Raw genomic sequence first — 24,097 nt, forward strand, 5'->3', positions numbered from 1 at the left:
GGATCGTCACGTCTGAAAGTCCTTTGCGGGCAGTACGGCTTCGTACCAGGTGCGCAGCGAGCCAAGCTCCTGATGGCCAAGGCAGCGCGTGAGATAACGCCGGATCCGCGGCAGGTGGCGCAGATAATTGGGCTTGCCGTCACGCAGATTGAGACGCGCGAAGATACCGAGGATCTTGGTCGCGCGCTGCGCGCCGAGCAGAGCATAGAGATGGGCGAAGCTGCGGGCGTCGAACCCAGGATCGGCACCGCGGCGTTGGCGCACATAGTGGCCGAGCAGGTGTAATTCCAGGCTCTCGGGAATATCGAGGCGGGCGTCTTGCGCGAGAGAGACGACGTCGTAGGCCGCAGGACCCATGACCGCATCTTGAAAATCGATCAGCCCGACCCGCGCCAGTCCCTCGCGTTCGGCGAGCCACAGCAGATTGGGCGAATGGTAGTCCCGCAGCACCCAGGTCTGCGGCTCGTCCAGCGTCGGCGCGAGCGCGTTGCGCCACAGCAGCACGAACTCCTCGCGGACCACTTGATCGATCGCGATGTGCCGGAACGGAAGATACCAGTCCAGCATCAGCTCCACCTCGATGAGGAGCGCTTCGGTTCCGTAGGGGGGAAGGACATGTTCCGACTGGGGCGCGATGGGCAGGACGTTCGGCAGTCGGCGGCCATGCAGTGCCGCAAGCACATCGATCGCCGCCTCGTAACGTGCCTTGATAGGCTCCGGCGGTGACCCCTGGATGACGCCGGCATCCCCCAGATCCTCGATCAGCAACAGGCCGCGGTCGAGATCGGCGGCGTAGATTTCGGGCGCGGAGAAACCCTCCGCCCGCAGGCCCCGCGCCACGGCGACGAAGGCCCTGACGTCCTCCGCGAGATGAGCGAGGCGGCTATAAGGCAGGCCGCGGCGCACCGGCGGGCCGTCGGGCCGTCGCGGCGCATTCATCAGGATCGCGCTGCGGTCGGGCAGAACCAGACGCGCATAGGAGCGGGTGGATGCGTCCCCCTGCATGTGATGCCGCTCGGCCGCACCGAAGCCGCTCGCCTCCACCAGGACTTCCGAGACATGCAACCGGTCGAGCCGCGCGGCGAAGGCGCCCCCGCCCGTCAGGCGCGCGCGGCGCCCGTCGGGGCCGAGATCCGGCGCCAATTCCATGGCAATGTCGAGCCGTTCCGCACGCAGCGCACCCCCGGCACGTTCCGGCCATTCGACGATCGCGATCGCGTCGTGCGACTGATCTTCCCAGCCGATCTCGACCAGTTCCTCGGGATCGGCGACCCGATAAAAGTCGGCATGCACCACCCGGCCGCGCGGCAGATCGTAGCCCACCATCAGCGAGAAGGTGGGGCTCGGCACCTCGATATGTGGATCATCCGCCAAGGCGCGGATCAAGGCGCGGGCGAAGGCGGTCTTGCCCGAGCCGAGATCGCCGGACAATGCGACGAGGTCGCCCGGCGCGAGCCACAAGGTCAAAGTCGCCGCGAGTTGGTGAGTCGCGGCGAGGCTCGGCAGGTCCACGCTCAGGCCCGCTTCGTCGGCGGCCCGGGTCAGGCTGATCCTCATGCGGCGGCCTCACGGCGGGAGGGAACATCGAGCGGGAACACGCAGACGGCGAGGGTCCCGCCGCCCTCCGCACTCGCCAGGGACACCGAGCCGCCGTGCAGTTCCATGAAGGATCGCACGATCGACAGACCGAGCCCGACGCCGGCGCGGCCGCGCGGACTGGGGCGCGCCTCGAAACGCTGGAACAGGGTCTCGGCGACATCGCTGGCGATTCCCGGTCCCTCGTCTTGCACGGTCAGCACCAAAGCGTCGGGGCGCCGCTGGGCGCTGATCGTGACGGCACCGCCCTTGGGCGAGACCGCGACGGCATTGGAGATCAGATTGAACAGGATCTGGCGCACCCGTCGCCCGTCTGCGACGAAGCGCCCGACATCGCCGGGAGCGGCGATCACCAGGCGTACCCCGGCCTCGGCCAGCAGATCGCGCACCGCGTCCGCCACCGCCGCCAGCGTCTCGCCGACATCGAGTTCGCGCAGATCGAGCCCCATTGCCCCGGCATCGATGGTGGCGAGATCGAGGATGTCGTCGATGAGCGCGCGCAGCGTGTCTGAGGATTGGCGGACATGGGAAAGGAACTCCTGCTGGCGCGCAGTGAGCGGGCCTATCCCCGGCTCGGCAAGCATGTGGGCATAGCCGATCAATGTGTTGAGCGGGGTACGCAGATGATAGGAGACGTGGCCGACGAAAGCGTTCTTGAGCGCGTCCGCCGCCTCCAGCGCCTCGTTGCGTTCGACCAGCGCCCGCTCGACCTTCACGCTGTCGGTAATGTCGCGGAATGTCACCATGGTTCCGCCGTCCGGCAGCGGCTGCGCCGCGCCGTCCAACACCCGGCCATCCGCGCGTTCGAGGCGCAGCGTCTCGCCGCGGCGGTGGTCGAGCGCGGTCACGACCGAGCGGATACGTGCCCAGGCGCGGGTCTCGCCATGCAAGGGCCGGCACATCGCGGCGACCGCATCGATGTGCGGCTTTTCGCCGAGCGCCTGCGACCCGAGCGACCAGAGGGCGAGAAAAGCCTGATTGTAGAGCCGCAGCCGTCCGTCGGAACCGAACACCGCAACCGCCTCGGCAAGCCCGTCCAAGGTTTCGCCCTGGATCCGGATCAAAGTGTTGTAGCGGCTTTCGAGCGCCATGCGCTCGGAGACGTCCTCGAACAAATAGGTCACGCCGCCTTCGGCATTGGGCGTCGCCACCATGCGCAGCATCTGCCCGCCCGGAAGGTGCCACCAGTCGTGGACCGGCTCGACGGCGCGATAAGCCTCGCGCAAATGCTCGCGCCAGGCACGGAAGTCGGCCTGTTCCGGAACCCGGCGCTGGGTGCGCAGATGCTCCAGGATCTCGCTTTCCGTCGGCCGCGCATCGAGGAAAGCGGCATCGAGTGCGAACAGCGCCTCATAGGCGGCATTGTGGAACATCAGCCGCTCGTCGGGGCCGAACATCACCACGGCTGTCGCGAGCTGGTCGAGCGTGCGACGGTGGGCCGCGACGGTGCGCTCGATTTCGCGGCGCAGGCCGTCCTCGGCGGTGACGTCTACGGCGAGGCCGGCAGCGCCCGTCGACATCCGGATCTCGAACACGTCGAGGACCCGGCGCTGTCCGCCCGACACCACGCGTGTGCGCCCGCGAAATGCGCCTCCGCCGCGCCGCGCGAGCACGCCGGCGTCGCGCGTCGTCTGGTCGAGCAATTCGAGGCCGCGCGTCACCGCTTCGTCCGGAGATTTGGCCGCGACGGCGGCGGCGAAGGCGGGATTGACCGCTGCGAGATCGCCAGCCGCATCACGCACCCAGGCCGGCCATGGGGCGGCCGCAAACAAAGCGGCACCCCCGACTGCCGCAACCGAAGCATTGGAGGGTTCGGCCGGCAAGGCCCGCGCGGCGAGCACGCGGCTGCCCGCCGCGGCCCGCCCTTCGAGCCTGAGCCGCCCGCTGGCGGCCGGCACAGTCAGGACAAAGCCTTCTCCGGTCGACCGCAGCCGTGCCAGCGGCGTTGCCAGCGCCGCAGCCGCGGCGGTGCCGAGCCAGGGCGACACGTCGATCTCTTGCCCTTCGACCCGCACTCCGCGCGCGATCGCGCTGCCGAAAAGATGCGGGGTCTCCTCCGCGGTCCAGATGATGCCACCGTCCGCGTCGCCGGCCACCAGCGCCTTCACCGCGTGAAGGTCGGCCCGCGCGGCGGCGAGCAGGCGCGCCGTGCGCCGCTCGGCCTCCCGCAAAGCACGGTTGCGCACGATATAGGCAATCCCCGTCGCGGCGGCGGCGGCGCAGGCACCAAGAGCCACGGCCACAAGCAGTCCGTCCTGTGTGCCGAGGCTCTCGAACGACGCGGCAGAAGCAGGGGTGCTGACGAGAAGTGCCGTCGTGGCGCCGAGGCGCCGGACGGCGCGCCGATCTCGGTCCGCCTTGCGCCCCATCATGCTGTGCAGCCCCATCCCATCCCGAGGGGTCGGCCCCTGGGTCACCGGCGGCGACCCGCGAATCAGCGCCACTCTATCGGACGGGCGAAAGCGAGAGAAGCATCGCCCGCGGCCTGGACCCGCGATCTGGGGTGATCCCGCTTCGACGCCAGCCGCCGCCCGCACATTGAAGGAGGCGATGTCGCCGGTCGAAGGTGATCAGCGGCGACGTGGTCGTCGTAGAAGAGGGAGAATTGCCCCATGGCGCAGCCTCCTATCGCTCCCCATAAAATACAGGACCCGGACACCAGATCGCGAAGGTGAGCCCGGGCCGCCCTTGCTTCACGCAACGGGCAGAGGAGAATGCGGGCGCAGCCGCGGCGCGATCTGGCAGAGGAACGAGAAAATGAGCGAACCCAATCCTTTCGGCGGCCGAATCACCCACCTCACTCCCGAAGAGGTCCAGGCTGGGATGGCCGAGGGGACGATCCTGCTGGTCGACGTGCGCGAGCCCAACGAGACCGCAGCCGAGCGCATTCCCGGCGCGGCCATCTTTCCTTTGACCACCTTCGACGCCGCGGCGCTGCCGGATCCGGGTGCGCGGCGGCTGGTCTTCTCCTGCCGGTCAGGGCAGCGCTCGCAGCGCGCCGCCGCCCTGGCGCAGGCCGCAGGCCTCGATTACGAGGCGCACCTGCAGGGCGGCATTCTGGGCTGGAAGCAGGCGGGATTCGCGACCGAGACGGACTGACGGTCAGGACCGCGCGTCGAGCGGAAACACCAGGCAGACGCAGGTGCCGGTTTCGCCCGCCTGCGGCTGGCGCGCGATGAAGCTCAGCTGTGCGCTGAGCTTGGCGGCCATGGCGCGAACGATGCGATTGCCGAGGCCGCTGGTGGACACTGCACTCTCAGGCGGCAGTCCGACGCCGTCGTCCTCGACCACCAGACGGATCGTCCCCTCAGATTCCCTCAACGTGATGCGAACTGGCCCGGCGCCGCCCGGATACGCGTATTTGGACGCGTTGATCACGAGTTCCGTGACGATCACGCCGATGGCCACCGCCCGGTCGGGGTCGATGGCCACCGGATCGGAGGCAACCGAAAGGGCGATGCCCGCATCGCCATGTCGGGCGGAGACCTGGAGATCATCCACCAAGGCGGCGAGATATTGGTCGACGGCGACGGTCGCCACCTGATCCGACGTATAGAGCCGCCGGTGCACCTGCGCGACCGCGGCCACCCGGCCGCGCGCGGCGTTCAGCGCCTCCTGGACCTCCGGATTGCCGGTCGCGCCAGCCTGCACATGAAGCATCGACACGATGATCTGAAGCGAATTTCCGACGCGATGGTTCATCTCGCGCAGCAGCAGAGCACGTTCCGCCGCGAGCGCCTCAAACCGGTCGCGGGCAACGCGGATTTCCTCCTCGGCCGCCTCGTGAGCCCTGCGCATGCGCACGGTCTGGACGGCGCCTTCGATAGCGGAGCCCAGCAGCTCGATGAAATCGTTCTCGATCTCCTTGATCACGTAATCCGCAGCGCCGGCCTTCAGCGCGGCCACAGCGATCCGGCTCTCCTGGGTGCCCGTGACATAGACCACGGGCGGCGGATCCGGCATGGCGCGGATCGCCGCGAGCGTTTCGAGACCGTCCTGGCCCGGCATGAAATGATCGAGCGCGACGGCGTCGATGCCGCCGCCGCTCAGTCGGGCGAGGCCTTCCACCCCGGAGGTCGCGAGGTCAACCTCGAAGCCGAGCCGTGACAGTTTGCGCCGCACGAGGCGTCCGAGCCCCGGATCGTCATCGATATAAAGCACGCGCAGAACGTCGCGGGGCGGCAATCCGGAAGGATCGACCGCCCCCTGTTCCTCCGCTTCCTGATCGGCGCCCGGATCCGGCACCTTGATCGGCATCATTTCGCCTCAGGCACCTGGATCACCGAGAAGAACAGGCCAAGCTGGCGGATCGCGTTCGCGAAATTCTCGTAATTTACCGGCTTGGTAACATAGACATTGGCGCCGAGATCGTAGCAGCGCTGGATCTCGGTCTTGTCGTCCGTGGTGGTCAGGACCACGACCGGAGAGCGCTTCAGATGCTCGTTTTCCTTGATGCGCTTCAGAATCTCGACCCCGGTCATGTCCGGCAGATTGAGATCCAGCAACACCAACAAAGCACGCCCGGCGCTCACCTTGCCCGACCCGTCGGCACCGAACAGATGGGTGAGCGCACTGGTTCCGTCGGAAAACGGCATGATTTCGTTCATCACGCCCGCACGGCGGATGTTCTTTTCAATCAGCCGCGCGTGACCTTCGTCGTCCTCGATCATGACGATGGTAACGTGATCAACCATGGCGCTCGTCCCTCTGATGCTGCGCGGCGAGGGTCCGCGGCAGCGTGATCTTGAATGTCGTTCCTCGGCCGAGTTCGGATTCGAGCATGACCGAGCCGCCCATGCGGCGCACCAGCGTGCGCACATGGGCGAGCCCAATGCCTTCGCCGGGCCGGTCCTGGGGACCTGAACGGCGGAACAGCTCGAAGACCCGGCCGCGATCCTTCGGATCTATACCGCGTCCGTTGTCGGATACCAAAAACGTGACATAGGCTGAAGTTTCGATCGCCTTGACCTCGATCCGGCCGGGCACGTCGGTTCGCAAATATTTTACCGCATTGTCCACCAGATTCGTGAAAATCTGCTCCAGCGCCAGACGGTCCGACACGATTTCCGGCATTTTCGCGACCTCGATCGTCGCCTGGCGCTCCATCAATTGGTGCGCCATGGTCGCCGAAATGCCTTCGACCAAGGCGGTGACGTCGACCGGGGCGGGGCGGAACTCGGCGCGCCCCTGGCGCGAGAGATCGAGAATCGCCTTGATCAGCCGGTCCATCTTGATGATCGACACTTTGATGAAGCCGAAGGCCTCCTCGAAATCCTTCGCCAGTGCCTCGTCCTGCGCCTCGTCGGTGTCGCCCGCCCGGTTTCGCAGCCCCGAGATCCGCGCGAACAGATCGGACCGTAAGGCTTCAAGTTCGCTGGTGAAGCCCATGATGTTGACCAAGGGCGAACGCAGATCGTGGCTGACGATATAAGCGAAGGTCTGAATTTCCTGATTGGCCTCCTGCAGATCGGCCGTGCGTTCCGCGACGCGCTTCTCGAGATCGGCGTTCACCATCGAAAGCTCGGCATGCGCGGCGCGTAGCGCCTTGGTCGTGCGCTGGGACAGGTGAACGGAGACGGCCGCGACGCTGATGATCGCCATCACGCCGACGATGTTGACAAGCAGCAGCCAGTTCGCCGATTCGCGCGAGGATTGGGAGCGGCTCGCGAGGAGGAGCTCTTCGGCCGCCTTCATATCCTCGATGATCTTGGTGACGTCGCGCATCAGCATCTCGCCGCGGTCGGTCTCCACCACGGCGAGGGCCGCATCCCATTGACCCTGCCGTCCGAGCTCGACGGTGCGCTCGAGTTCCGCGACTTTGTCGCGGACGAGCGGGATCAGCCCCGCGAGGATGGCCGCCTGATCGGCATTGTCGGAGGTGAGGCGAACAATCTCGTCGAGTTCCGGCACGACATCCCGGCGCGAATCCTCGAAGAGCTGAAGGTAGGTGGGATTGCGAGTCAGCAGGAAGCCGCGCTGCGAGCTTTCCGCACGTCGGAGATAAATCTGGATTTCCGCGAGTGAGTTCTGAACTTCGAGCGTATGGGCCACCGCCCCCGCATCGTCGCGCGCCTGATTCACCAGCCAGATCGAGGCGGAACTGATGGCGATCAGCACGGCGAAGCCGAGACCGAGCAGCACCGGCTGACTCAGGCGCGAGAGAAACGGCGCCTGCTTCTTGTCACGAAACGGCATGCTGGAAAGTTGCTCTTGTCAGAAGGAGAGGTCGGCCGGTCCCGGACAGGTCCAGATCCGACCCAAACATAGCGTGAACAGGCCTATGTGAACAACATTGCGCCGCTCCGCAAGCAAGAGCATAAAATAAAGGCAAAGGCACAGCTTGTCCGCGCGCCGGCAAAGCGCTTGGATAAATCGGGTTGAAATGTGAGTGACAGAGTATCATGCCGGTATCTGAACGTGGCCGCACCGTTGAGGACATGGACGAGACATCCCAGATTGACGAGGCGGCCGCCTATGCGAAGGCATTCGGCATTCCAGACATCGTCGAAGTCCTCTTGCCGGACACTTGCGGCATCCTGCGAGGAAAGTGGATTCCCGGCCATTCCATGAGCAAGATCTGGAAGAGCGGGGTGCCGATCCCGCTGTCCATTTTCGGGCTCGACGTGTGGGGCTGCGAGGTCGAGGCGACCGGTATCCATATCGAGACCGGCGACAAGGACGGCCTCTGCTGGCCGATCCCGGGAACGCTGAAACCCGTGCCCTGGTCGCCGCGCCCGGCCGCCCAGGTCCTCATGACGATGCACCTGCCGGACGGCGCGCCGTGGCTTCTCGATCCGCGTCAGCAATTGGCGCGGATCGTCGATCGCTTGGCGGCCCGCGGCCTCACTGCCTGCGCCGCCTTCGAGCTGGAATTCTATCTCCTGAAGCCGGGTGCCGAGGGTGCGCCGCCCCAGCCGGTCTTCTCCACAGAAGGCCAACCGCGGCAGAATATGTATTCCATGACCGACCTCGACGCATTCGCGCCGCTTCTGCACGACATGCGCACGGCGGCGGCGAGCCAGGGGCTGCCGGCGGACACAGTGATTTCGGAGGCGGCGCCGGGACAGTTCGAGGTCAATCTGTTTCACCGCGACGATGCGCTCGCCGCCGCTGACGACGCCATCCTGCTGCGCCGTCTCATCGACGGCGTGGCGCGCCGCCACGGTCTGCGCGCCACCTTCATGGCCAAGCCGCTGCTCGATTTCGCCGGCAACGGCATGCATGTGCACGTCAGCATGAAGGATCGGTCGGGCGCCAATATTTTCGGCCAAGAGGGTGGAGAGGGCGAACGCCTGCTGCGCCACGCGGCCGGCGGCCTGCTCGCCACCATGGCCGATTCCCTTCTGATGTTCGTCCCGAGCTTCAATGGCTATCGCCGGCTGGTTCCGGGCAGCTACGCCCCGACCGGCATCACCTGGGGCTACGACAATCGGTCCGTTGCGGTCCGGGTGCCCAACGGGCCGGCGGAGGCGATGCGGCTCGAGCACCGGATCGCCGGCGCCGAAGCCCATCCCCATCTCGTCCTCGCCGCCATCCTCGCCGGGATGCTGGAGGGGATCGAAGCCGGGATCGAGCCGCCACCCCCCTTGAGCGGCAATGCCTATGACCACGATGCGCCGCGTCTGTCGCCGGTCATGGCCGAGGCGATCTCCCGCTTCGCCGCCTCGCCCTTCATCGAGCGGACTTTCGGCGCCGAGTATCGTCGCGTCTACGCCGTGATGAAGCAGGAAGAACTGGCCGCCTTCTCGCGCGCCATCCTGCCGCTGGAATACGACACCTATCTGTGACGTCCGCTGCGGGCACCGCCCGCAGCGGCGCACATGGCCGAGCAGAGTCTAGTCGCTCGATCGGCGGCCCAACTCCATCTGTGGAGAGCAGGCCATCGGGGGAAGCCGGCTTGCCGATCAGGCCGAAACGGCCTGATCGGACGAGGGTTTATCCCACGCCGCCCGATATCTTGACCGCACCTGAGGCGCGCGGCGCCAAGTCCCGCGCCGAGATGCCGCCGCTGGCGCCCGAGGGCGTCGTTGCGCCGGTCATGCCGCCGCTGGGTCCATGCGCATGCGGTAGAGCGGAGGGCGTATCTCTGGAGGTCGGCTTAGTGTCCACGTCCCGCGTCGGTGTGGCTGGCTGATGGGTGTGATCTGCGCTCATGTGCGCCTCCCGTTCTTGTTTTCCCCCAGCTCTCCGACATGGGCGTGAGCGGACCGCTTTTCCAGCCCCGTTTCGGGATACCCGGAGCGGGAGCGTTGCGCTTGAGGCAGATCAAGGTCCAGGCGCGCGGCGCCGGGAAGGATGCGAGAGAAGGAGATCTGCCATGCCTGTCACCACTGTCGTCGTCCTCACCGCCGTCGTTGCGCTGTTCCTCAGCTTTGCGGGCGTGCTGCTCTGGGTGGACCACTACACCGCGCCGCGTCCGTGAGGCGAAAGCGTCTCAATTGTCCTCGCCACGCGGATCCGGGAGTGTCGAAGGCTTCGCCTTGCGCCCGGCCATTTCCGCGCCGGCATCCTTTGACAACTGAAGGAAGCTGAAGATCGATGTGGCGCTGATTGCCGCGACGATCAGAAAAGCTGGCGTAAAGTCCGAAAGGAGCAGGTCCTCCGACCCGCGGAGCCCTCGCATGGTCTCCAGGACCATGCCCGCCACCGCCACCCCGAGCGAGATCGAGATCTGCTGTGCCACGCTGACGAAGGAGGTGGCGCGGCTCATGTCGTGCTGATCGACATCGGCATAGGCGATGGCATTGAGCGCGGTGAATTCCAAGGAGCGAAAGAAGCCGCCGATCAGCAACACGGTGGTGATGACGAGGTGCGGCGTTTCCGGCGTGAACGCCGCATTGGCCGCGATGAAGGCCGCAGACAGAAGGCTGTTGAACACGAGGACCCGGCGGAAGCCGAAGCGGCGAATGATCGGCGCCGCCGTCGCCTTCATCACCATCGCGCCGGCGGACGAAGCGAAGGTAAGCAGCCCGGAGGCCAAGGGCGACAGCCCGAAACTCACCTGGAGCATCAGCGGCAGCAGGAACGGAATGGCGCCGATGCCGATGCGGAAGATCGAGGCGCCGATAATGCCGACGCGGAACGTGGCGATGCGCAACAGACCGAGGTCAAGAACCGCGTTCGGCGTCCGTCGCGCATGCGCGATGTAGAAGCCGAACGTAACCGCGCCGATCCCGGTAATGGCTGCCGCGACCCAGAACGGCACCATCTCCTCGCCCATGACCGCCAGGCCGAAGACAAGGCCGGACAGGCCGACACCGGACAGGACGAGGCCGTGCAGGTCGAGCGGCGGCACGTCCTCCTCCCGCACATTCTCGATAAAGCGCGTCGCCAGGATCACCCCCAATATGCCGATCGGCACATTGATGAAGAAGATCAGCCGCCAGTCGAAATAGGTGGTGATGAACCCGCCGATCACCGGGCCGAGGACCGGGCCGATCAGCGCCGGGACGGTCAGCCAGGCAAGGGCCGAAACCAGTTCCGCCTTGGGAATGGAGCGCAGGATGACGAGGCGCCCGACCGGCACCATCATTGCGCCGCCCATGCCCTGGATCGCGCGGTAGAGCACGAAGTCCATGAGGCTGGTCGAGAGGCCGCACAGCACCGAGCCGAGGGTAAAGATGACGATTGCCGAACGAAACACGGTGCGCGCGCCGTAGCGGTCGGCGGCCCAGCCGGAGGCGGGGATGAACACCGCCAGGCTGAGCAGATAGGACGTCAGCGCCAGTTTGAGCGAGACCGGATCCTCGTTCAGCGAATCGGCGATGGCCGGCAAGGACGTGGAGATGACGGTGGAATCCACCTGCTCCATGAACAGCGCACAGGCGACGATGAGCGGGATCAGCACGTGCCGGGGCAGGACGGGGACGGCCATGGGGGGTCCAGGTTTGATATGTGCTCCTTAGCATAGGTACGAGGTAAAGAAATGGGATGCCGCGGCCTCGACCCATTCTGCGACATCACGCGGCGCGTGGACTTCCCCGGCGCCGACGCCGGCAGGTGCACCGCGCGCTTGTTCCCAGCCGAAAAATCCCCGACCTTGCACGCGGGCCGGTGGATGACCGGCGCGACGAGACGGCCTTTCGATGGATTTTTATTCCCTCTACAGCCACGGCTTCCTCCGCGTCGCCGCGTGCGTGCCAAAGGCGCGGGTGGCTGATCCTGCCTTTGCGGCGCAGGAGACGATCAGCCTCGCCGAAGCGGGGGACGCATCAGGCACGGCCGTCATGCTGTTCCCGGAACTCGGCCTGTCCTCCTATGCGATCGACGATCTGCTGTTCCAGGATGCACTTCTGGACGCCGTCGAAGCCGCGATCGCACGCATCGCCGAGGCGTCCCGCACGCTTCACCCCGTTCTCGTCGTGGGGGCCCCCCTGCGCCGCGACGGACAGCTCTACAATGCCGGGGTCGTCATCCATGCCGGCGAGATCGTCGGCGCCGTGCCGAAAACCTATCTGCCGAATTACCGGGAATTCTACGAGCACCGCCATTTCACCTCGGGCGCGGGCGCGACGGGCATGATCGCGGTGGCCGGGCGGACCGTGCCGTTCGGCACCGATCTCCTGTTTCGCGCCGCGGGCTCGGCGCCGGTGACCTTCCATGTCGAGGTGTGCGAGGACGTCTGGGCGCCGCTGCCGCCCTCGACCCGCGCCGCGCTCAACGGCGCTGAATTGCTGCTGAACCTCTCCGCCAGCAACATCACCATCGGCAAGGCCGACACCCGCCGGCTATTGTGCGCCAGCCATTCCGCGCGCGCGATCGCGGCCTATGCCTATTCCGCCGCCGGCCCCGGCGAATCCACCACGGACCTCGCCTGGGACGGCCATGCGGCCGTCTTCGAATATGGCGATCTGCTCGCCGAGACGCAGCGCTTCCCGACCGGATCCGTCATGGCCAGTGCGGACGTCGATCTCGGCCGGCTTCGCCAGGAGCGCATGCGCATCAACAGCTTCGGCGATTGCCGGCGCGAGGAGGCGGGGCGCGGACCCGCCTTCCGCACCGTGACGCTCCGGCTCGATGCTCCGGGACGGACCGTGCCACTCGCCCGCAATGTCGCCCGCTATCCCTTCGTCCCCGCGGATCCGTCCCGCCTGCGCGAGGATTGCTACGAGGCCTACAACATCCAGGTCCAGGGGCTTGCCAAGCGCCTCGTCGCCTCCGGCGCGCAGCGCGCGGTGATCGGCGTTTCGGGCGGACTCGATTCGACACAGGCGCTGATCGTCGCGGCGCGGGCGATGGACTTCATCGGCCGCGACCGGAGCGCGGTGCTGGCCTATACCCTGCCGGGCTTCGCCACGTCGGACGCGACCAAGGCGAATGCCTGGGCCTTGATGCGCGGGCTCGGCGTCACTGCGGAAGAGATCGACATTCGTCCGGCGGCGCGCCAGATGCTCGCCGATCTCGGCCATCCCTTCGCCGAAGGAGCGCCGGTCTACGACGTGACCTTCGAGAATGTGCAGGCCGGCCTGCGGACCGATTATCTGTTCCGCCTCGCCAACCACCATAACGGCCTCGTGGTCGGCACCGGCGACCTTTCGGAATTGGGGCTCGGCTGGTGCACCTACGGCGTCGGCGACCACATGTCCCACTACAACGTCAACGCTTCCGTCCCGAAGACGCTGATCCAGCATCTGATCCGCTTCGCCGCCGCGTCGGGGGACGTGAGCGCGGAAACCGTCGCGGTGCTCCACGCCATCCTCGCGACTGAAATTTCCCCCGAACTGGTGCCGGCCGGCGATGGGCGCGAAATCCAGTCCACCCAGCAGATCGTCGGCCCCTACGCGCTGCAGGATTTCAATTTGTTCTACCTGACGCGCTACGGCTACCGGCCCTCCAAGATCGCCTTCCTCTCGCACGCCGCCTGGTCGGACGCCGCACGCGGATCCTGGCCGGTCGACCTCCCGGACGGCGACAAGCGGGCCTTCGATCTCCGGGAGATCCGGCACTGGCTCGAAGTCTTCCTCAAGCGCTTTTTCGCCAGCCAGTTCAAGCGTTCGACGTTGCCCAACGGACCCAAGATCACGTCCGGCGGCTCGCTCTCCCCGCGCGGCGACTGGCGTGCGCCCTCGGACGGCGATGCCAAGGTCTGGCTGGAGGAACTCGCCGCGAACGTACCGGAGGTGTAAGGCTTCCGGGACGGCTCGAAGTCGACGTTCGGGCGCGCCGCGGCGGGCGGTAAGGGCGGGCATGATCGATCTTTTGAAGGGCTGCACCGGCTTCGCCGTGGCCTTGGCGCGCTATTCCGGCCGCAGGGGCATGCTAGCGGCCGCTCTGGTCGGGTTGGGCACGTTGCTCGAAGGCATCGGCATCGCCCTCCTCGTGCCGCTCCTCGCCACCGTGTTCGGAACCGGTTCAGATGCGAGCCTTCTTACGGCCTGGTTCGATGCGCGCGTGCCCGGTCTGCCACCCGCACAGCGGCTGGCGATCCTGGTGACCCTGTTCGGCGCCCTGATGGTGGTGCGCACCTTGATCCTGTGGCAGCGTGACCTCCATCTCGCCGCGCTCCAGACCGGCTTCATCGCGGCGCAGCGGACCGAAACGGCGGGGCTTTTGGCGCGCGCGCGGTGGGAGACTCTGGCGCGGCTCGGCCATGGCCGGGTCGCCCATCTCATGGGGGCGGATATGCAGCGCTGCGGCGCCGGCGCGCATTTCATCCTGCAAAGCGGGGCAGCGGCGGTGCTCCTCATTGGTCAGGCGATGATCGCCTGTGCGCTGTCCCCGTCCCTGACCGCTTTTGCGCTGGGCCTGATGGCTGCCGGGGCGCTCGGCCTGACGCACTTCCTGCGCCGTTCGCATCATGCCGGCCGAGCAGTGGTCGGCGCGAACGCCCAGATGATGGAAGAGGTCAGCCGCTTTCTCTCAGGCATGAAGCTGGCGATGAGCCAGAACCTGGAGGCCAGCTTCGTCGCCGCCTTCACGCGCGAACAGGCGGCCGGCGCGGCGCAGCAGATCGCCTTCATGCGACAGCAATCCCTCATGCGCGGCCTCTGGACTCTGCTCGGCACCCTGGTCGCGCTCGCCACGGTGCTGGTCGGCTTTCTCTGGCTCGGCGTATCGGGCCCGATCCTCCTGGCGCTCTTGCTGGTGCTGAGCCGGATCAGCGGCCCGGCATCGCAAATCCAGCTCGGCCTGCAGCAGATCGCTTATGTCCTTCCGGCCTGGGAGGAGATGCGGCGGTTGCAGCGCGAACTGGCGGCGGCCAGCCGGACCCCGCCGGATACGGTCGGCGGCCCGCCGCTGCACGGCGCTCTGGTGCTGGAGGGCGTGACGTTCCGTCATGGCGCGGGGCAAGCCGGCCTGAGCGGCATCGCACTGCGCCTCGCTCCTGGCGAGATGGTGGGCGTGTTCGGGGCCTCGGGCGCAGGCAAGACCACTTTGGCCGATCTGCTGTCCGGCCTGGTCAGCCCGCAATCGGGCCGGATCACGGTCGGCGGCATCGCGCTGACGCAGCAGAACGCGGCCCGCTGGCGCGATCGGGTGGCCTATGTCGCCCAGGATGCGGTCCTGTTCAACGATACCGTGCAAGCCAATCTGCTATGGGCCAATCCCCATGCCGACGCGCAGGCCATGTCCCGTGCGCTGGCCATTTCCGGCGCCGACGCCCTCGTCGCGCGGCTGCCGGACGGGCTCGACAGCGTCGTCGGCGAGAAGGGCGCGCTGATATCCGGCGGTGAGCGCCAGCGGCTCGCTCTAGCTCGGGCCCTCTTGCGGGATCCCGACCTTTTGATCCTCGACGAGGCGACCAGCGCCATCGATGTGGTCGGTGAACAGGCCGTGCTCTGCCGGCTGCGGGCGCTGACGCCGCGGCCCGCCATCGTCATCGTGGCGCACCGCACCGAGAGCCTCGCCGCGTGCGACCGGCTGATCGAAATCGTCGACGGTCGCCTCGTTTCGGACCGTCCGCGCGGCGGCGCGGGGGACGGGCCGACATGATTCCGCCGTTCAGCCGCGAATTCGCGCTGCTCGCCGCCTGCTGCCGCTGGCCGGCCGCCCAGGAGCGGGTGGCCGCGATACGCGCCGCCGCGGAGCCACCGATCGATTGGCCGGCCTTCGAGCATCTGGTGCGGCGCCATCGCGTGACGGTCCTGGCGCGCGACGGTCTCGGCCGAGCGGGCATCGCCGTGCCACCGGACACCGAAGCGCGCCTCGTCCACTCCGCCAAGGTCCAGGCGCACCGTGCCCTCGCAATGGCGGCCGAGACGCTGCGCCTGCAACGTAGATTCGATGCTGCAGGCCTTCCGGTCTTGGTCGTGAAAGGCGTGACGCTGGCCGTCCTGGCCTATGGCGAGATCGCCATGAAACAGGCCTGGGACATCGATCTGCTTACGACACCGGACTGTGTCGCCGCCGCGCTCGATCTGTTGCGCGCGGACGGCTACCGGGGGGCGCCCGATCAAGCGCCGCGGAACGCGCGGGAGCGCGACCTCATGACCGCGTTGCACATGGAGCTGGAGCTGACCCATCCGGCGTCCGGCATTACGGTCGAACTGCACTGGCGGCTGACGGCGAATCCGCTCCTGCTGCCCGGGCTCGGCGCAGCCTCCCCGTTCCAGACGGTCGCGATCGGTGGAGGCGCGGTGCGCACCCTCGCCGACGGCCCGCTGTTCGCCTATCTCTGTGTGCACGGCGCACGCCATGGCTGGAGCCGCCTGAAATGGCTCGCCGACCTCAACGCCCTCCTGTCCCGCTTGGGCGTGGATGCGGCGTCGCTGCGGGCTGAAGCACGTACTTTGGGCGCAGGACGCACGGCCGATATCGGGCTGATTCTGAGCCACGACATCCTCGGCACGCCGCTTCCGCGGGATCTGATCGCGGCGCTGCGCGCCGACCGCGCGGTTGGCCTGCTCGCCAATTCCGCCGTCCGCTGCCTCCTTCATGACGGAGCCGAGCCCGGACGAGCCTTCCCGGTCATGGCGCGCAGCATGCTCTCGCATTTCTTTTTGAAGGAGGGCGCCGCCTATGCCTTTCGGGAAATGTCCCTCAAATGGGCCTCGCCGAGCGACCGCCGCGCCTTGCCGCTGCCGCCGCGCTTCAGCTTTCTCTACCATATCATCCGAATTCCGAGCTGGTGCCTGCGCCATGGCTGGCGCCAGGTCCGTCGCGTGCTGCCGAGCCGGCGGGGGCGATAGACCCTGATCCGATCAAATCGAAAGGAAGCGCTCGGCAAGTGGGGCGCGAACCTATGCCCGCCTCGCCTTCGCTGCATGTCCCGACGCTGATCCATACACCGCCTCCGGCCATCCGCAGACTGGCGCGCGCCGGTAATTAGGCACTCCCTGAACCAAATCTAAGCATCGCGCTCATGTTGCGTTCATCTTCGACAAGGTATGCAGAACTCGACAATTCATGACCGCGATGCCTGACGGTGGTCCAGCAAACTTTGCTTCGCCATTGAGTCGCCGGTTTGGGTTCGGTTCGCCATCCATGGTGGCTAGAGAGCTATTGATCGGTTTCGTTCCCCCGCACGTTCCGATCAGTGGAAAGGCGTCGGCGCAAGCCGGCGCCTTTTTCCGTTCGAGCCCCTGCACCGCTCCTCTGCGGCCGGGTCAGGACGTGCGGCTTCCCACTGGGGCGGATCGATCACGCCCGTTCTCCTTCTGCAGCCGCCTCCGGTCGGGTGGAACCCTGCGGATCAGATCCTCCGTCCACAAGTTTCGAAAGAGACCATTTTGCTATCAGGCGGCATCGCCATCCGAACGCTACGTGCTCTAAAGTTCCGGTATGTCCCCCCGTCTTCCGATTCCCGATCTTGACGCACTGCGCGCCGGCGGAAAACGCATCGTGGCGCAGGCGCTCGCCGCGAGCGAGACGCGCCGCGGCACACCGGAGCTCGTCGCCCTTCTCGACGCGGCTGCCCAATCGGCCAAGGCGCATGTGCTCGGCCTCACCGGACCGCCCGGCGTCGGGAAATCGACACTGACCCACACGCTGGTCCAGCGGGCCCGGGCGGCAGGCGAGACCATCGCCGTTCTCGCCGTCGACCCCTCTTCGCGCCGGACCGGCGGCGCGCTGCTCGGTGACCGCGCCCGCATACAGACCGACCCCGAGGATCGCGGTGTGTTCGTCCGCTCGATGGCCGCGCGGGATCGGCTCGGCGGGCTATCCGACGACGCGGTGGCGGCGATGGTTCTGCTGCGGGCGGTCTATGATCGGGTGATCGTGGAGACCGTCGGCGTCGGCCAGTCGGAGGCCGATATCGACCTCGTCGCCGACACCGTGGTCCTGTGCATCCAGCCCGGCTCCGGCGACAGCCTGCAATTCATGAAGGCGGGCGTGATGGAGTTGCCGGACATCATCGTCATCACCAAGGCCGACATGGCCGACATCGCGCGGCGCGCGGCGGCCGACGTCTCGGGCGCGTTGTCCCTCAATGGGACGAGCGGGGCCTGGCGCGTGCCGGTGGTGCGGGTCTCCGCCGCCAGCGGCGAGGGCCTCGACGTGCTCGATGCGGCGATCACCGAGCACCGCGCCCACCTTGCGCAGGCCGGGCGGCGCAGCGCACGCCGCGCCGCGCAGGAAGAGCGCTGGGTGGAGGAGGCGATCCGGGTCCGGTTCGGCACGGAGGGACTGAAAGCGGTGCGCGGCCTTTCGGAGCGGGGCGGCCCGTTCGCGCGCGAGGCGGCTTTCGCGGCGCGCTTAACCCGCTCGTAAGCTTAATTCCCGAAAACTCTCTTCGAACCGGCGCAGAGCGCGTCGGTGCGTCGAGGGTTTGTCATGGCAGTCCGTCACGTTGGCCGCTGGTCGGCCCACTTGTTCGCCGCCTGGCTTCTGTCGGGCATAGCGGGGGCGCAGAGCCTTCCGTCCGACACCATCCTGCCCGCCGACGCCTTCCTCCCATCCGATGTCTTTCTCTCGCGGGCCGCCGCCGACCGCGCCCAGCCGCCGCTGCTGGGCGCGCCGGCCCGCGCTCTGCGCGTGGCGACGTTGGAATGGCCCTATCCCGATTTCGCCTTGCCGGCCGCTGGCGACGAGGCCGCCTACGCCTTCCCGCCGCCGCTCGTGCTCAGCCCGGCGCTGCCTCCGATCGCCGATGCAGAACTGGCGGAAGGCGACCCGCCGCTGATCTTCGGCCCCTCCCCCGCAACCGATCTCGCATATGCCGAGTTGGCGTTGGATCTGGTCTTGGCCTTGCCCGGGCTGGACGGCGCCATGGACATGGCCGAGGGTGATCCGCCCGCCTACGGCCCGGATTTCGCCGGGGCTGACGAAGCGGAGCCTTCGGTCGCGCGGCACCTGAGGAACGAGCCGACCGAGGCGGAGATCCGCCTTTTGGTGCGTCTCGATCCCTATGCCACCGAGCTGTTCGCCGACGAGGGGCCGCCGCTCTATCACGATCCGGCGATCGTGTTCGGCTTCGAGACTGAACGCTTCCCACCCTTACCGTTCGAATATGCGGCGCTGCCGGCGACCTTGACACTGGTCCCGCTTCCCCTGGCGGCGCCCTCCCGCCGGGCCGGCGAAACCGAGATCACGGGGACCAATTTCGCAATGCGCCTGGGTCTCGAAGGTCCGGACCGGGCGCGGGCGGAAAAATGTCTGGCGGAAGCGATCTATTTCGAAAGCCGGGGTGAGCCCAAGCGGGGCCAGATCGCGGTTGCGCAAGTGGTGATGAACCGCGTGGTCTCGGGCTTCTACCCCGCCGATGTCTGCCGCGCCGTCTATCAGAACGCCCACCGCCGGAACGCCTGCCAGTTCACCTTCGCCTGCGACTATGTGAAGGACGTGGTCCGCGAGCCGGACATGTGGGTCCAAGCCAAGGAGATCGCCGCCGGCATGCTGGACGGCCAGCTCTGGCTGGAAAGCGTCGGCCGCGCCACCCACTACCACGCTTATTGGGTCCGGCCGAGTTGGGTGCGGGAGATGCGCAAGCTCGACCGGATCGGCGTGCACACCTTCTATCGACCGCGGCGCTGGGACGGGTAACGGCTTCGCCGACGCCGCACGAGGTCTGGCCGCGAGACGGCCCGGCGCTCGCCGCACCGTCTCGCGATCGCCCGCCGGATCAGAGCGCCCCCTGCGCCTCCACCACGGCCACGGCCGTCATGTTCACGATGCCGCGCGCCGTGACCGAGGGGCCGAGGATATGGGCCGGCTTGGCGGTCCCCATCAGGATCGGGCCGACCGGAAGCGCGTCACCGAGCACCTTCAGCATGTTATAGGCGATGTCCGCAGCGTCGAGGTCGGGCATGACCAGGACATTGGCGACGCCGGAGAGCCGAGAATGCGGGAACGTGCGCTCGCGAATGTCTTCGAGCAGCGCCGCATCCGCCTGCATCTCGCCGTCGACTTCGAGCGAGGGGTCGCGCTGGAGGATCAGATCCAGAGCCGCCCGCACCCTTCTCGCGCAATTGGTGTCGTTACTGCCGAAATTCGAATGTGACAGCAGCGCCACCTTCGGCTCGATCCCGAAGCGCCGAACATGGGCCGCGGCGAGGATGGTCATTTCCGCGAGATCGGCGGGGGTGGGTTCGGTCTGGATCTGCGTGTCGCAGAGGAAGAAATTGCCCTTCGGCGTGATCAGCAGCGAGAGCGCCGCAAGCTCCTTCACCCCCGGCGCCAAGCCGATAATGTCCCGCACATGCCGGTAATGGCGCATGAAGCGCCCCTCGATGCCGCACAGCATCGCGTCGGCGACACCCTTGCGGACCGCGAGAGCGGAGATGATGGTGGAGGAGGTGCGCACCAAAGTGCGCGCCGCATCCGGCGTCACGCCCCGGCGGCCGGCAATCTCGACATAAGAGCGCACGAAGTCGCGATAACGCGGATCGTCCTCGGGATTGACGACCTCGAAGTCCCGGCCCGGCTGAATCGAAAGGCCGAAGCGCTTGAGGCGATTGTCGAGGACGCTCGGCCGCGCCACGACGATCGGGTGCGCGATCCCTTCCTCGACCACCGCCTGGACCGCACGCAGCACGCGCTCATCCTCGCCCTCGGCATAGATGACGCGCTTCTTGTTCTGCTTCGCACGCTGGAAGAGCGGCCGCATGATGAAGCCGGAGCGGAAAACGAAATGGTCGAGCTTGTCGATATAGGCTTCGAAATCGGCGATCGGCCGGGTGGCGATGCCGGTCTCCATCGCCGCCTTAGCGACGGCCGGAGCGATCCGCAGAATGAGTCGTGGGTCGAACGGCGAGGGAATGATGCTGTCCGGGCCGAACGAGCGGGTCTCGCCGCCATAGGCGCGGGCCACCACATCCGACGGCGTCTCGCGGGCGAGCGCGGCGATGGCTTCCACCGCCGCCATCTTCATCTCGGCATTGATGTCGGTGGCGCCCACGTCCAGCGCACCGCGGAAGATATAAGGGAAGCAGAGAACGTTGTTGACCTGGTTCGGGAAGTCCGAGCGGCCGGTGCAGATCATGGCGTCGGGCCGCACGGCGCGGGCCTCTTCGGGCATGATCTCCGGGTTCGGGTTGGCGAGGGCGAGGATGAGCGGGCGCTCCGCCATGCGCTTCACCATGTCCTGCGTCAGCACGCCGCCGGCGGACAGGCCGAGAAAGATGTGCGCACCCTCGATCACGTCGCCGAGCTTCCGCGCGTCGGTCTTCTGCGCATAGACCGATTTGTAGGCGTCCATCAGGGTTTCGCGGCCCTCATAGACCACGCCCTCGATGTCGCAGACCCAGATATTCTCGCGCCTGGCACCCAGCGTCACCAGGAGGTTGAGGCAGGCGATGGCGGCCGCGCCGGCGCCCGAAGCGACGATCTTCAGGTCCTCGATCTTGCGGTTGCCGATCTCCAGCGCATTACGAACCGCGGCGCCCACGATGATCGCCGTGCCGTGCTGGTCGTCGTGGAAGACCGGGATCTTCATGCGCGCGCGCAATTGCTTCTCGACCTCGAAGCATTCCGGCGCCTTGATGTCCTCGAGATTGATGCCGCCGAAGGTCGGCTCCAGCGCCGCTACGGTCTCGACCAGATGGTCGACCTCGGTCGCGGCCACCTCGATGTCGAAGACGTCGATCCCGGCGAACTTCTTGAACAGAACCGCTTTGCCCTCCATCACCGGCTTGGAGGCGAGAGGGCCGATATTGCCGAGCCCGAGCACGGCGGTCCCGTTCGAGACAACGGCGACGAGATTCGCGCGGATTGTCAGTTCGGCGGCCAGAAGCGGATCGGCGACGATGGCTTCGCAGGCGGCCGCCACGCCGGGGGAATAAGCGAGGGCGAGGTCGCGCTGATTGCCGAGCGGCTTGGTGGCCTGGATCTCAAGCTTTCCGGGGCGCGGCAGGCGATGATAGACGAGAGCCCCAGATTTGAGGTCGTCTGAGATGTTCGACATGTTGGACGCCATGTCCTCCCCCAACATTCTCTTGGGCCATCCGGCCGTCTGACCCGGTCCGGGCGCTATATCCCGGAACGGGGCGGCACGGTAGCGGCCTCGGGTTGCGATGTCACCCGCTGTCGCCGAGCCGGGGCAAATCTCGGCATTTCGCCGCATCCGTGTTTCGCCAATTTGCCGCACCGGTGCATTGCGGTTGTCGCGAGGTTCGCGCACGGTGCGCGCAAGGCGGGAGAACGCCCATGAAGAAGCTTTTGGTTGGCCTCGTCGCCGTCGCGGTCCTCGTCGGCGGGGGATTTCTCGGGCTGGTGCAATACAGCCAGGCCCGCGCCCGTGCCGAGGTGGACCGGGTGTTCCAGGAGCTGCGCGCGGCAGGGCGGGAGGCGACCCACGGCCCCGTCGGCTTCGACCTCTATGCCCGCACCCTCACCGTCGCCGACATCCGGATCGCGGCGCGCGACGGCATCGTCGTCACCGCTGCGAGCCTGATCGTGTCCGGAATTGCCCAGACCGAAGGCGGCGACATCGCCGCCCGCCGGATCGAGGCGAACGCCCTGAGCCTGTCCCTGCCGAACGCACAGGCCGGATCTACGGCGACTTATCTCGTCCCCTCGCTGGTGGTCACGGACTATTCCGGCCCGCCGACTTTGGTCTCGGGCGGCGCGAATGACGGCCACACCGCGCTGCGGCTGACACTGCGCCAGCTCGCCGCGACGACTGCGTCGCGCATTTCAGCACCGGCGGTGACCGCACGCCTCTCGATGCCCGGCGCGGATGGCGCGCAGATCTCGACCGAAATCGTCTACACCAATCTCTCGACCGAGCGGCTCGAACACGGCCGCATGGCACATACCGGCTTCGACCGCGTGACCTTCGTCACGGCCGGCTCGCCGGGCGACCCAGCTTCGTCAATGAAAGGACGCCTCGACGGCTTTTCAGCCAGCAACGTCGATACGGCACCGCTGCGTGCGCTGGCAGAGGGCGAAGCGATGGGCGGCTATGCGACGTTCTACGAGAAGGTCTCTGCCGCGGCCTATGTGGTCGAATATGGCGACGGTACCACCATGCAGGTGGGCAGCGCGCAGGGCGAGGGCTTCGCCATCGACCCGGGCGTTCTGACGCTCGACCGGCTGGATGAGATGGATATGTTCGGGGCGAGCAGCACCGCGCTGAACCGCGAGGACGGCTTGCGCCGGATCGGGGCGAGCGGCGACCGCCTGAAGGGCTGGGCCTTCGCCTCCATGACTCTTCGCGACGTCGCGGCGCGTGACGAAACCGCCACGATGACGGCGCGTTCGCTCACCCTCAGCGATTTCAAGGACGGGCGGCTCGGCGCGTTCACGGTCGAGGGCATGGGCAGCGAGGAGGACGGCGAGCCCGGGACGACGATGGACAAGGGGGTGCTGCGCGGGTTGACCTTCCTGCCGTTGCTTGAACTCTCGGCGACGCGCGGCGAGGCTGGCGACGCCCTGGGCGTCGAAGCCGCTCTGGCCTTGCTGCGGGCGATCGAGGGCATCGAGGTCTCGGGCCTCATCGTGCCCCAGGCCCACGGTGGGCCTCCGCTCAAGGTGAAAAGCCTCTCCCTCGGCTGGGGCCAATATATCGGGCTGGTGCCGACAAGCTTCGCCCTGGCGGCGACCGGGCTGGAGGTCGCGGTGCCTTCCGACGAGCCGATGCCTCTCACTCTGCTCGCCGATGCGGGCCTGAAGACGGTGGCGCTCGATCTCGACCTCGCCCTCGGCTACGACCCCGCCGCCCAGGCGATCGTCCTGTCGCCGGCCTCCGCCCGGATCGACACCGCTTTCGCCATTTCCTTGGAGGCGCGGCTCGCCGAGGTGGCGCGCAGCGCGTTCGAGGATCCGATCTCGGCTCTGTCCGCCGCCCCCCGGATCGAGGTCGGCCCGGCAAAGCTCACGCTGACCGATCTCGGCATTGTCGGCCTGCTGCTGAAGACGCGGGCCGACCGGCTCGGCATCGCCCCTGAGGATCTGCGCGCCGAACTGGTCTCGACCATTCGCCAGCAAGCCGCGCAGCTCGCGCCGCTCTCGCCCGACGCACCCGCCCTCGGCGAGGCGATCGCCGCCTTCCTCGCCAAGCCCGGCACGCTCACCGTGACGCTGACGCCGCGGGAGAGCGTCAAGCTGATGGATCTGATCGCGGGCGATCCGCTCCTCGCGATCCAGGACTTCTCGGTGACCGCGATCAACACCCCCTGATCGG

15 protein-coding genes are annotated in these 24,097 nt (G+C 67.3%); 8 read left to right on the top strand and 7 right to left on the bottom strand.

What is annotated here, in order from left to right; genetic code table 11:
* Nucleotides 1-6 precede the first annotated feature (6 nt).
* Together tsaE and EDC64_RS03005 are read right to left on the bottom strand one after the other, a co-directional pair.
* On the bottom strand, nucleotides 7-1,557 hold the full coding sequence (tsaE, locus tag EDC64_RS03000) for a tRNA (adenosine(37)-N6)-threonylcarbamoyltransferase complex ATPase subunit type 1 TsaE (RefSeq protein ID WP_132029692.1): 1,551 nt from the start codon (nucleotides 1,555-1,557) through the stop codon (nucleotides 7-9).
* Nucleotides 1,554-3,983: a sensor histidine kinase gene (locus tag EDC64_RS03005; protein WP_132029694.1), complete on the bottom strand. Its 2,430-nt coding sequence runs from the start codon at nucleotides 3,981-3,983 to the stop codon at nucleotides 1,554-1,556. The genes tsaE and EDC64_RS03005 overlap by 4 nt, the downstream gene beginning before the upstream one ends.
* Before the next feature lie 370 nt (nucleotides 3,984-4,353).
* Between EDC64_RS03005 and EDC64_RS03010 the strand changes: the two genes are divergently transcribed.
* A complete protein-coding gene (locus EDC64_RS03010; protein WP_132029696.1) occupies nucleotides 4,354-4,695 on the top strand; it encodes a rhodanese-like domain-containing protein in 342 nt (113 codons plus the stop codon).
* 3 nt (nucleotides 4,696-4,698) lie between these two features.
* On the opposite strand, the gene EDC64_RS03015 is transcribed toward EDC64_RS03010, so the two are convergent.
* Genes EDC64_RS03015 through EDC64_RS03025 form a run of 3 tightly spaced genes read right to left on the bottom strand, consistent with a single transcriptional unit; the run spans nucleotide 4,699 to nucleotide 7,791 of the window.
* Entirely contained in the window at nucleotides 4,699-5,856 is a 1,158-nt protein-coding gene (locus tag EDC64_RS03015; RefSeq protein WP_245504499.1) for a sensor histidine kinase, read from the bottom strand.
* Nucleotides 5,853-6,290 (bottom strand): response regulator, encoded by a 438-nt coding sequence (locus EDC64_RS03020; protein ID WP_132029698.1) that lies wholly within the window; start codon nucleotides 6,288-6,290, stop codon nucleotides 5,853-5,855. The genes EDC64_RS03015 and EDC64_RS03020 overlap by 4 nt, the downstream gene beginning before the upstream one ends.
* Nucleotides 6,283-7,791: a sensor histidine kinase gene (locus tag EDC64_RS03025; protein ID WP_132029700.1), complete on the bottom strand. Its 1,509-nt coding sequence runs from the start codon at nucleotides 7,789-7,791 to the stop codon at nucleotides 6,283-6,285. The genes EDC64_RS03020 and EDC64_RS03025 overlap by 8 nt, the downstream gene beginning before the upstream one ends.
* Before the next feature lie 242 nt (nucleotides 7,792-8,033).
* Here EDC64_RS03025 and EDC64_RS03030 point away from each other — a divergent pair, with 242 nt between their 5' ends.
* Nucleotides 8,034-9,383 (top strand): glutamine synthetase family protein, encoded by a 1,350-nt coding sequence (locus tag EDC64_RS03030; RefSeq protein ID WP_245504500.1) that lies wholly within the window; start codon nucleotides 8,034-8,036, stop codon nucleotides 9,381-9,383.
* Between the two features lie 647 nt (nucleotides 9,384-10,030).
* On the opposite strand, the gene EDC64_RS03035 is transcribed toward EDC64_RS03030, so the two are convergent.
* Nucleotides 10,031-11,470: a DHA2 family efflux MFS transporter permease subunit gene (locus tag EDC64_RS03035; protein WP_132029704.1), complete on the bottom strand. Its 1,440-nt coding sequence runs from the start codon at nucleotides 11,468-11,470 to the stop codon at nucleotides 10,031-10,033.
* Nucleotides 11,471-11,681: 211 nt separating this feature from the next.
* Between EDC64_RS03035 and EDC64_RS03040 the strand changes: the two genes are divergently transcribed.
* The 5 genes from EDC64_RS03040 to EDC64_RS23785 all read left to right on the top strand — a co-directional run bounded on the left by EDC64_RS03040 (nucleotide 11,682) and on the right by EDC64_RS23785 (nucleotide 19,518).
* Nucleotides 11,682-13,721: an NAD(+) synthase gene (locus EDC64_RS03040; RefSeq protein ID WP_132029706.1), complete on the top strand. Its 2,040-nt coding sequence runs from the start codon at nucleotides 11,682-11,684 to the stop codon at nucleotides 13,719-13,721.
* A gap of 61 nt (nucleotides 13,722-13,782) precedes the next feature.
* Nucleotides 13,783-15,528, top strand: a complete 1,746-nt coding sequence (locus tag EDC64_RS03045; protein WP_165933617.1) for an ATP-binding cassette domain-containing protein — start codon at nucleotides 13,783-13,785, stop codon at nucleotides 15,526-15,528.
* Nucleotides 15,525-16,724, top strand: coding sequence for a nucleotidyltransferase domain-containing protein (locus tag EDC64_RS03050; protein WP_132029710.1), 1,200 nt, complete (start codon nucleotides 15,525-15,527; stop codon nucleotides 16,722-16,724). The genes EDC64_RS03045 and EDC64_RS03050 overlap by 4 nt, the downstream gene beginning before the upstream one ends.
* A gap of 652 nt (nucleotides 16,725-17,376) precedes the next feature.
* Entirely contained in the window at nucleotides 17,377-18,246 is an 870-nt protein-coding gene (locus EDC64_RS03055) for an ArgK/MeaB family GTPase (protein ID WP_338023380.1), read from the top strand.
* A gap of 63 nt (nucleotides 18,247-18,309) precedes the next feature.
* Nucleotides 18,310-19,518 carry a cell wall hydrolase gene (locus EDC64_RS23785; protein ID WP_245504501.1) on the top strand — a complete coding sequence of 403 codons (1,209 nt, stop codon included), beginning with the start codon at nucleotides 18,310-18,312 and terminating at the stop codon, nucleotides 19,516-19,518.
* Nucleotides 19,519-19,597: 79 nt separating this feature from the next.
* Here the strand turns inward: EDC64_RS23785 and EDC64_RS03065 are convergent, their stop codons facing one another.
* Nucleotides 19,598-21,877 carry an NADP-dependent malic enzyme gene (locus EDC64_RS03065; RefSeq protein ID WP_132029714.1) on the bottom strand — a complete coding sequence of 760 codons (2,280 nt, stop codon included), beginning with the start codon at nucleotides 21,875-21,877 and terminating at the stop codon, nucleotides 19,598-19,600.
* Between the two features lie 242 nt (nucleotides 21,878-22,119).
* On the opposite strand from EDC64_RS03065, the gene EDC64_RS03070 reads away from it, so the two are divergent.
* Complete coding sequence (locus tag EDC64_RS03070; RefSeq protein WP_132029716.1) at nucleotides 22,120-24,093, top strand: hypothetical protein; 1,974 nt, start codon at nucleotides 22,120-22,122, stop codon at nucleotides 24,091-24,093.
* Nucleotides 24,094-24,097: the final 4 nt, after the last annotated feature.

Origin of the sequence: Aquabacter spiritensis, from assembly GCF_004346185.1 — a bacterium.
In the GTDB taxonomy this organism is placed as follows: Bacteria; Pseudomonadota; Alphaproteobacteria; order Rhizobiales; family Xanthobacteraceae; genus Aquabacter; species Aquabacter spiritensis.

Coding starts and splice junctions, on each gene's coding strand:
- tsaE (WP_132029692.1), bottom strand. CDS start 1,557: ATGAGGATCAGCCTGACCCGGGCCGCCGACGAAGCGGGCCTGAGCGTG.
- EDC64_RS03005 (WP_132029694.1), bottom strand. CDS start 3,983: ATGGGGCTGCACAGCATGATGGGGCGCAAGGCGGACCGAGATCGGCGC.
- EDC64_RS03010 (WP_132029696.1), top strand. CDS start 4,354: ATGAGCGAACCCAATCCTTTCGGCGGCCGAATCACCCACCTCACTCCC.
- EDC64_RS03015 (WP_245504499.1), bottom strand. CDS start 5,856: ATGATGCCGATCAAGGTGCCGGATCCGGGCGCCGATCAGGAAGCGGAG.
- EDC64_RS03020 (WP_132029698.1), bottom strand. CDS start 6,290: ATGGTTGATCACGTTACCATCGTCATGATCGAGGACGACGAAGGTCAC.
- EDC64_RS03025 (WP_132029700.1), bottom strand. CDS start 7,791: ATGCCGTTTCGTGACAAGAAGCAGGCGCCGTTTCTCTCGCGCCTGAGT.
- EDC64_RS03030 (WP_245504500.1), top strand. CDS start 8,034: ATGGACGAGACATCCCAGATTGACGAGGCGGCCGCCTATGCGAAGGCA.
- EDC64_RS03035 (WP_132029704.1), bottom strand. CDS start 11,470: ATGGCCGTCCCCGTCCTGCCCCGGCACGTGCTGATCCCGCTCATCGTC.
- EDC64_RS03040 (WP_132029706.1), top strand. CDS start 11,682: ATGGATTTTTATTCCCTCTACAGCCACGGCTTCCTCCGCGTCGCCGCG.
- EDC64_RS03045 (WP_165933617.1), top strand. CDS start 13,783: ATGATCGATCTTTTGAAGGGCTGCACCGGCTTCGCCGTGGCCTTGGCG.
- EDC64_RS03050 (WP_132029710.1), top strand. CDS start 15,525: ATGATTCCGCCGTTCAGCCGCGAATTCGCGCTGCTCGCCGCCTGCTGC.
- EDC64_RS23785 (WP_245504501.1), top strand. CDS start 18,310: ATGGCAGTCCGTCACGTTGGCCGCTGGTCGGCCCACTTGTTCGCCGCC.
- EDC64_RS03065 (WP_132029714.1), bottom strand. CDS start 21,877: ATGTCGAACATCTCAGACGACCTCAAATCTGGGGCTCTCGTCTATCAT.
- EDC64_RS03070 (WP_132029716.1), top strand. CDS start 22,120: ATGAAGAAGCTTTTGGTTGGCCTCGTCGCCGTCGCGGTCCTCGTCGGC.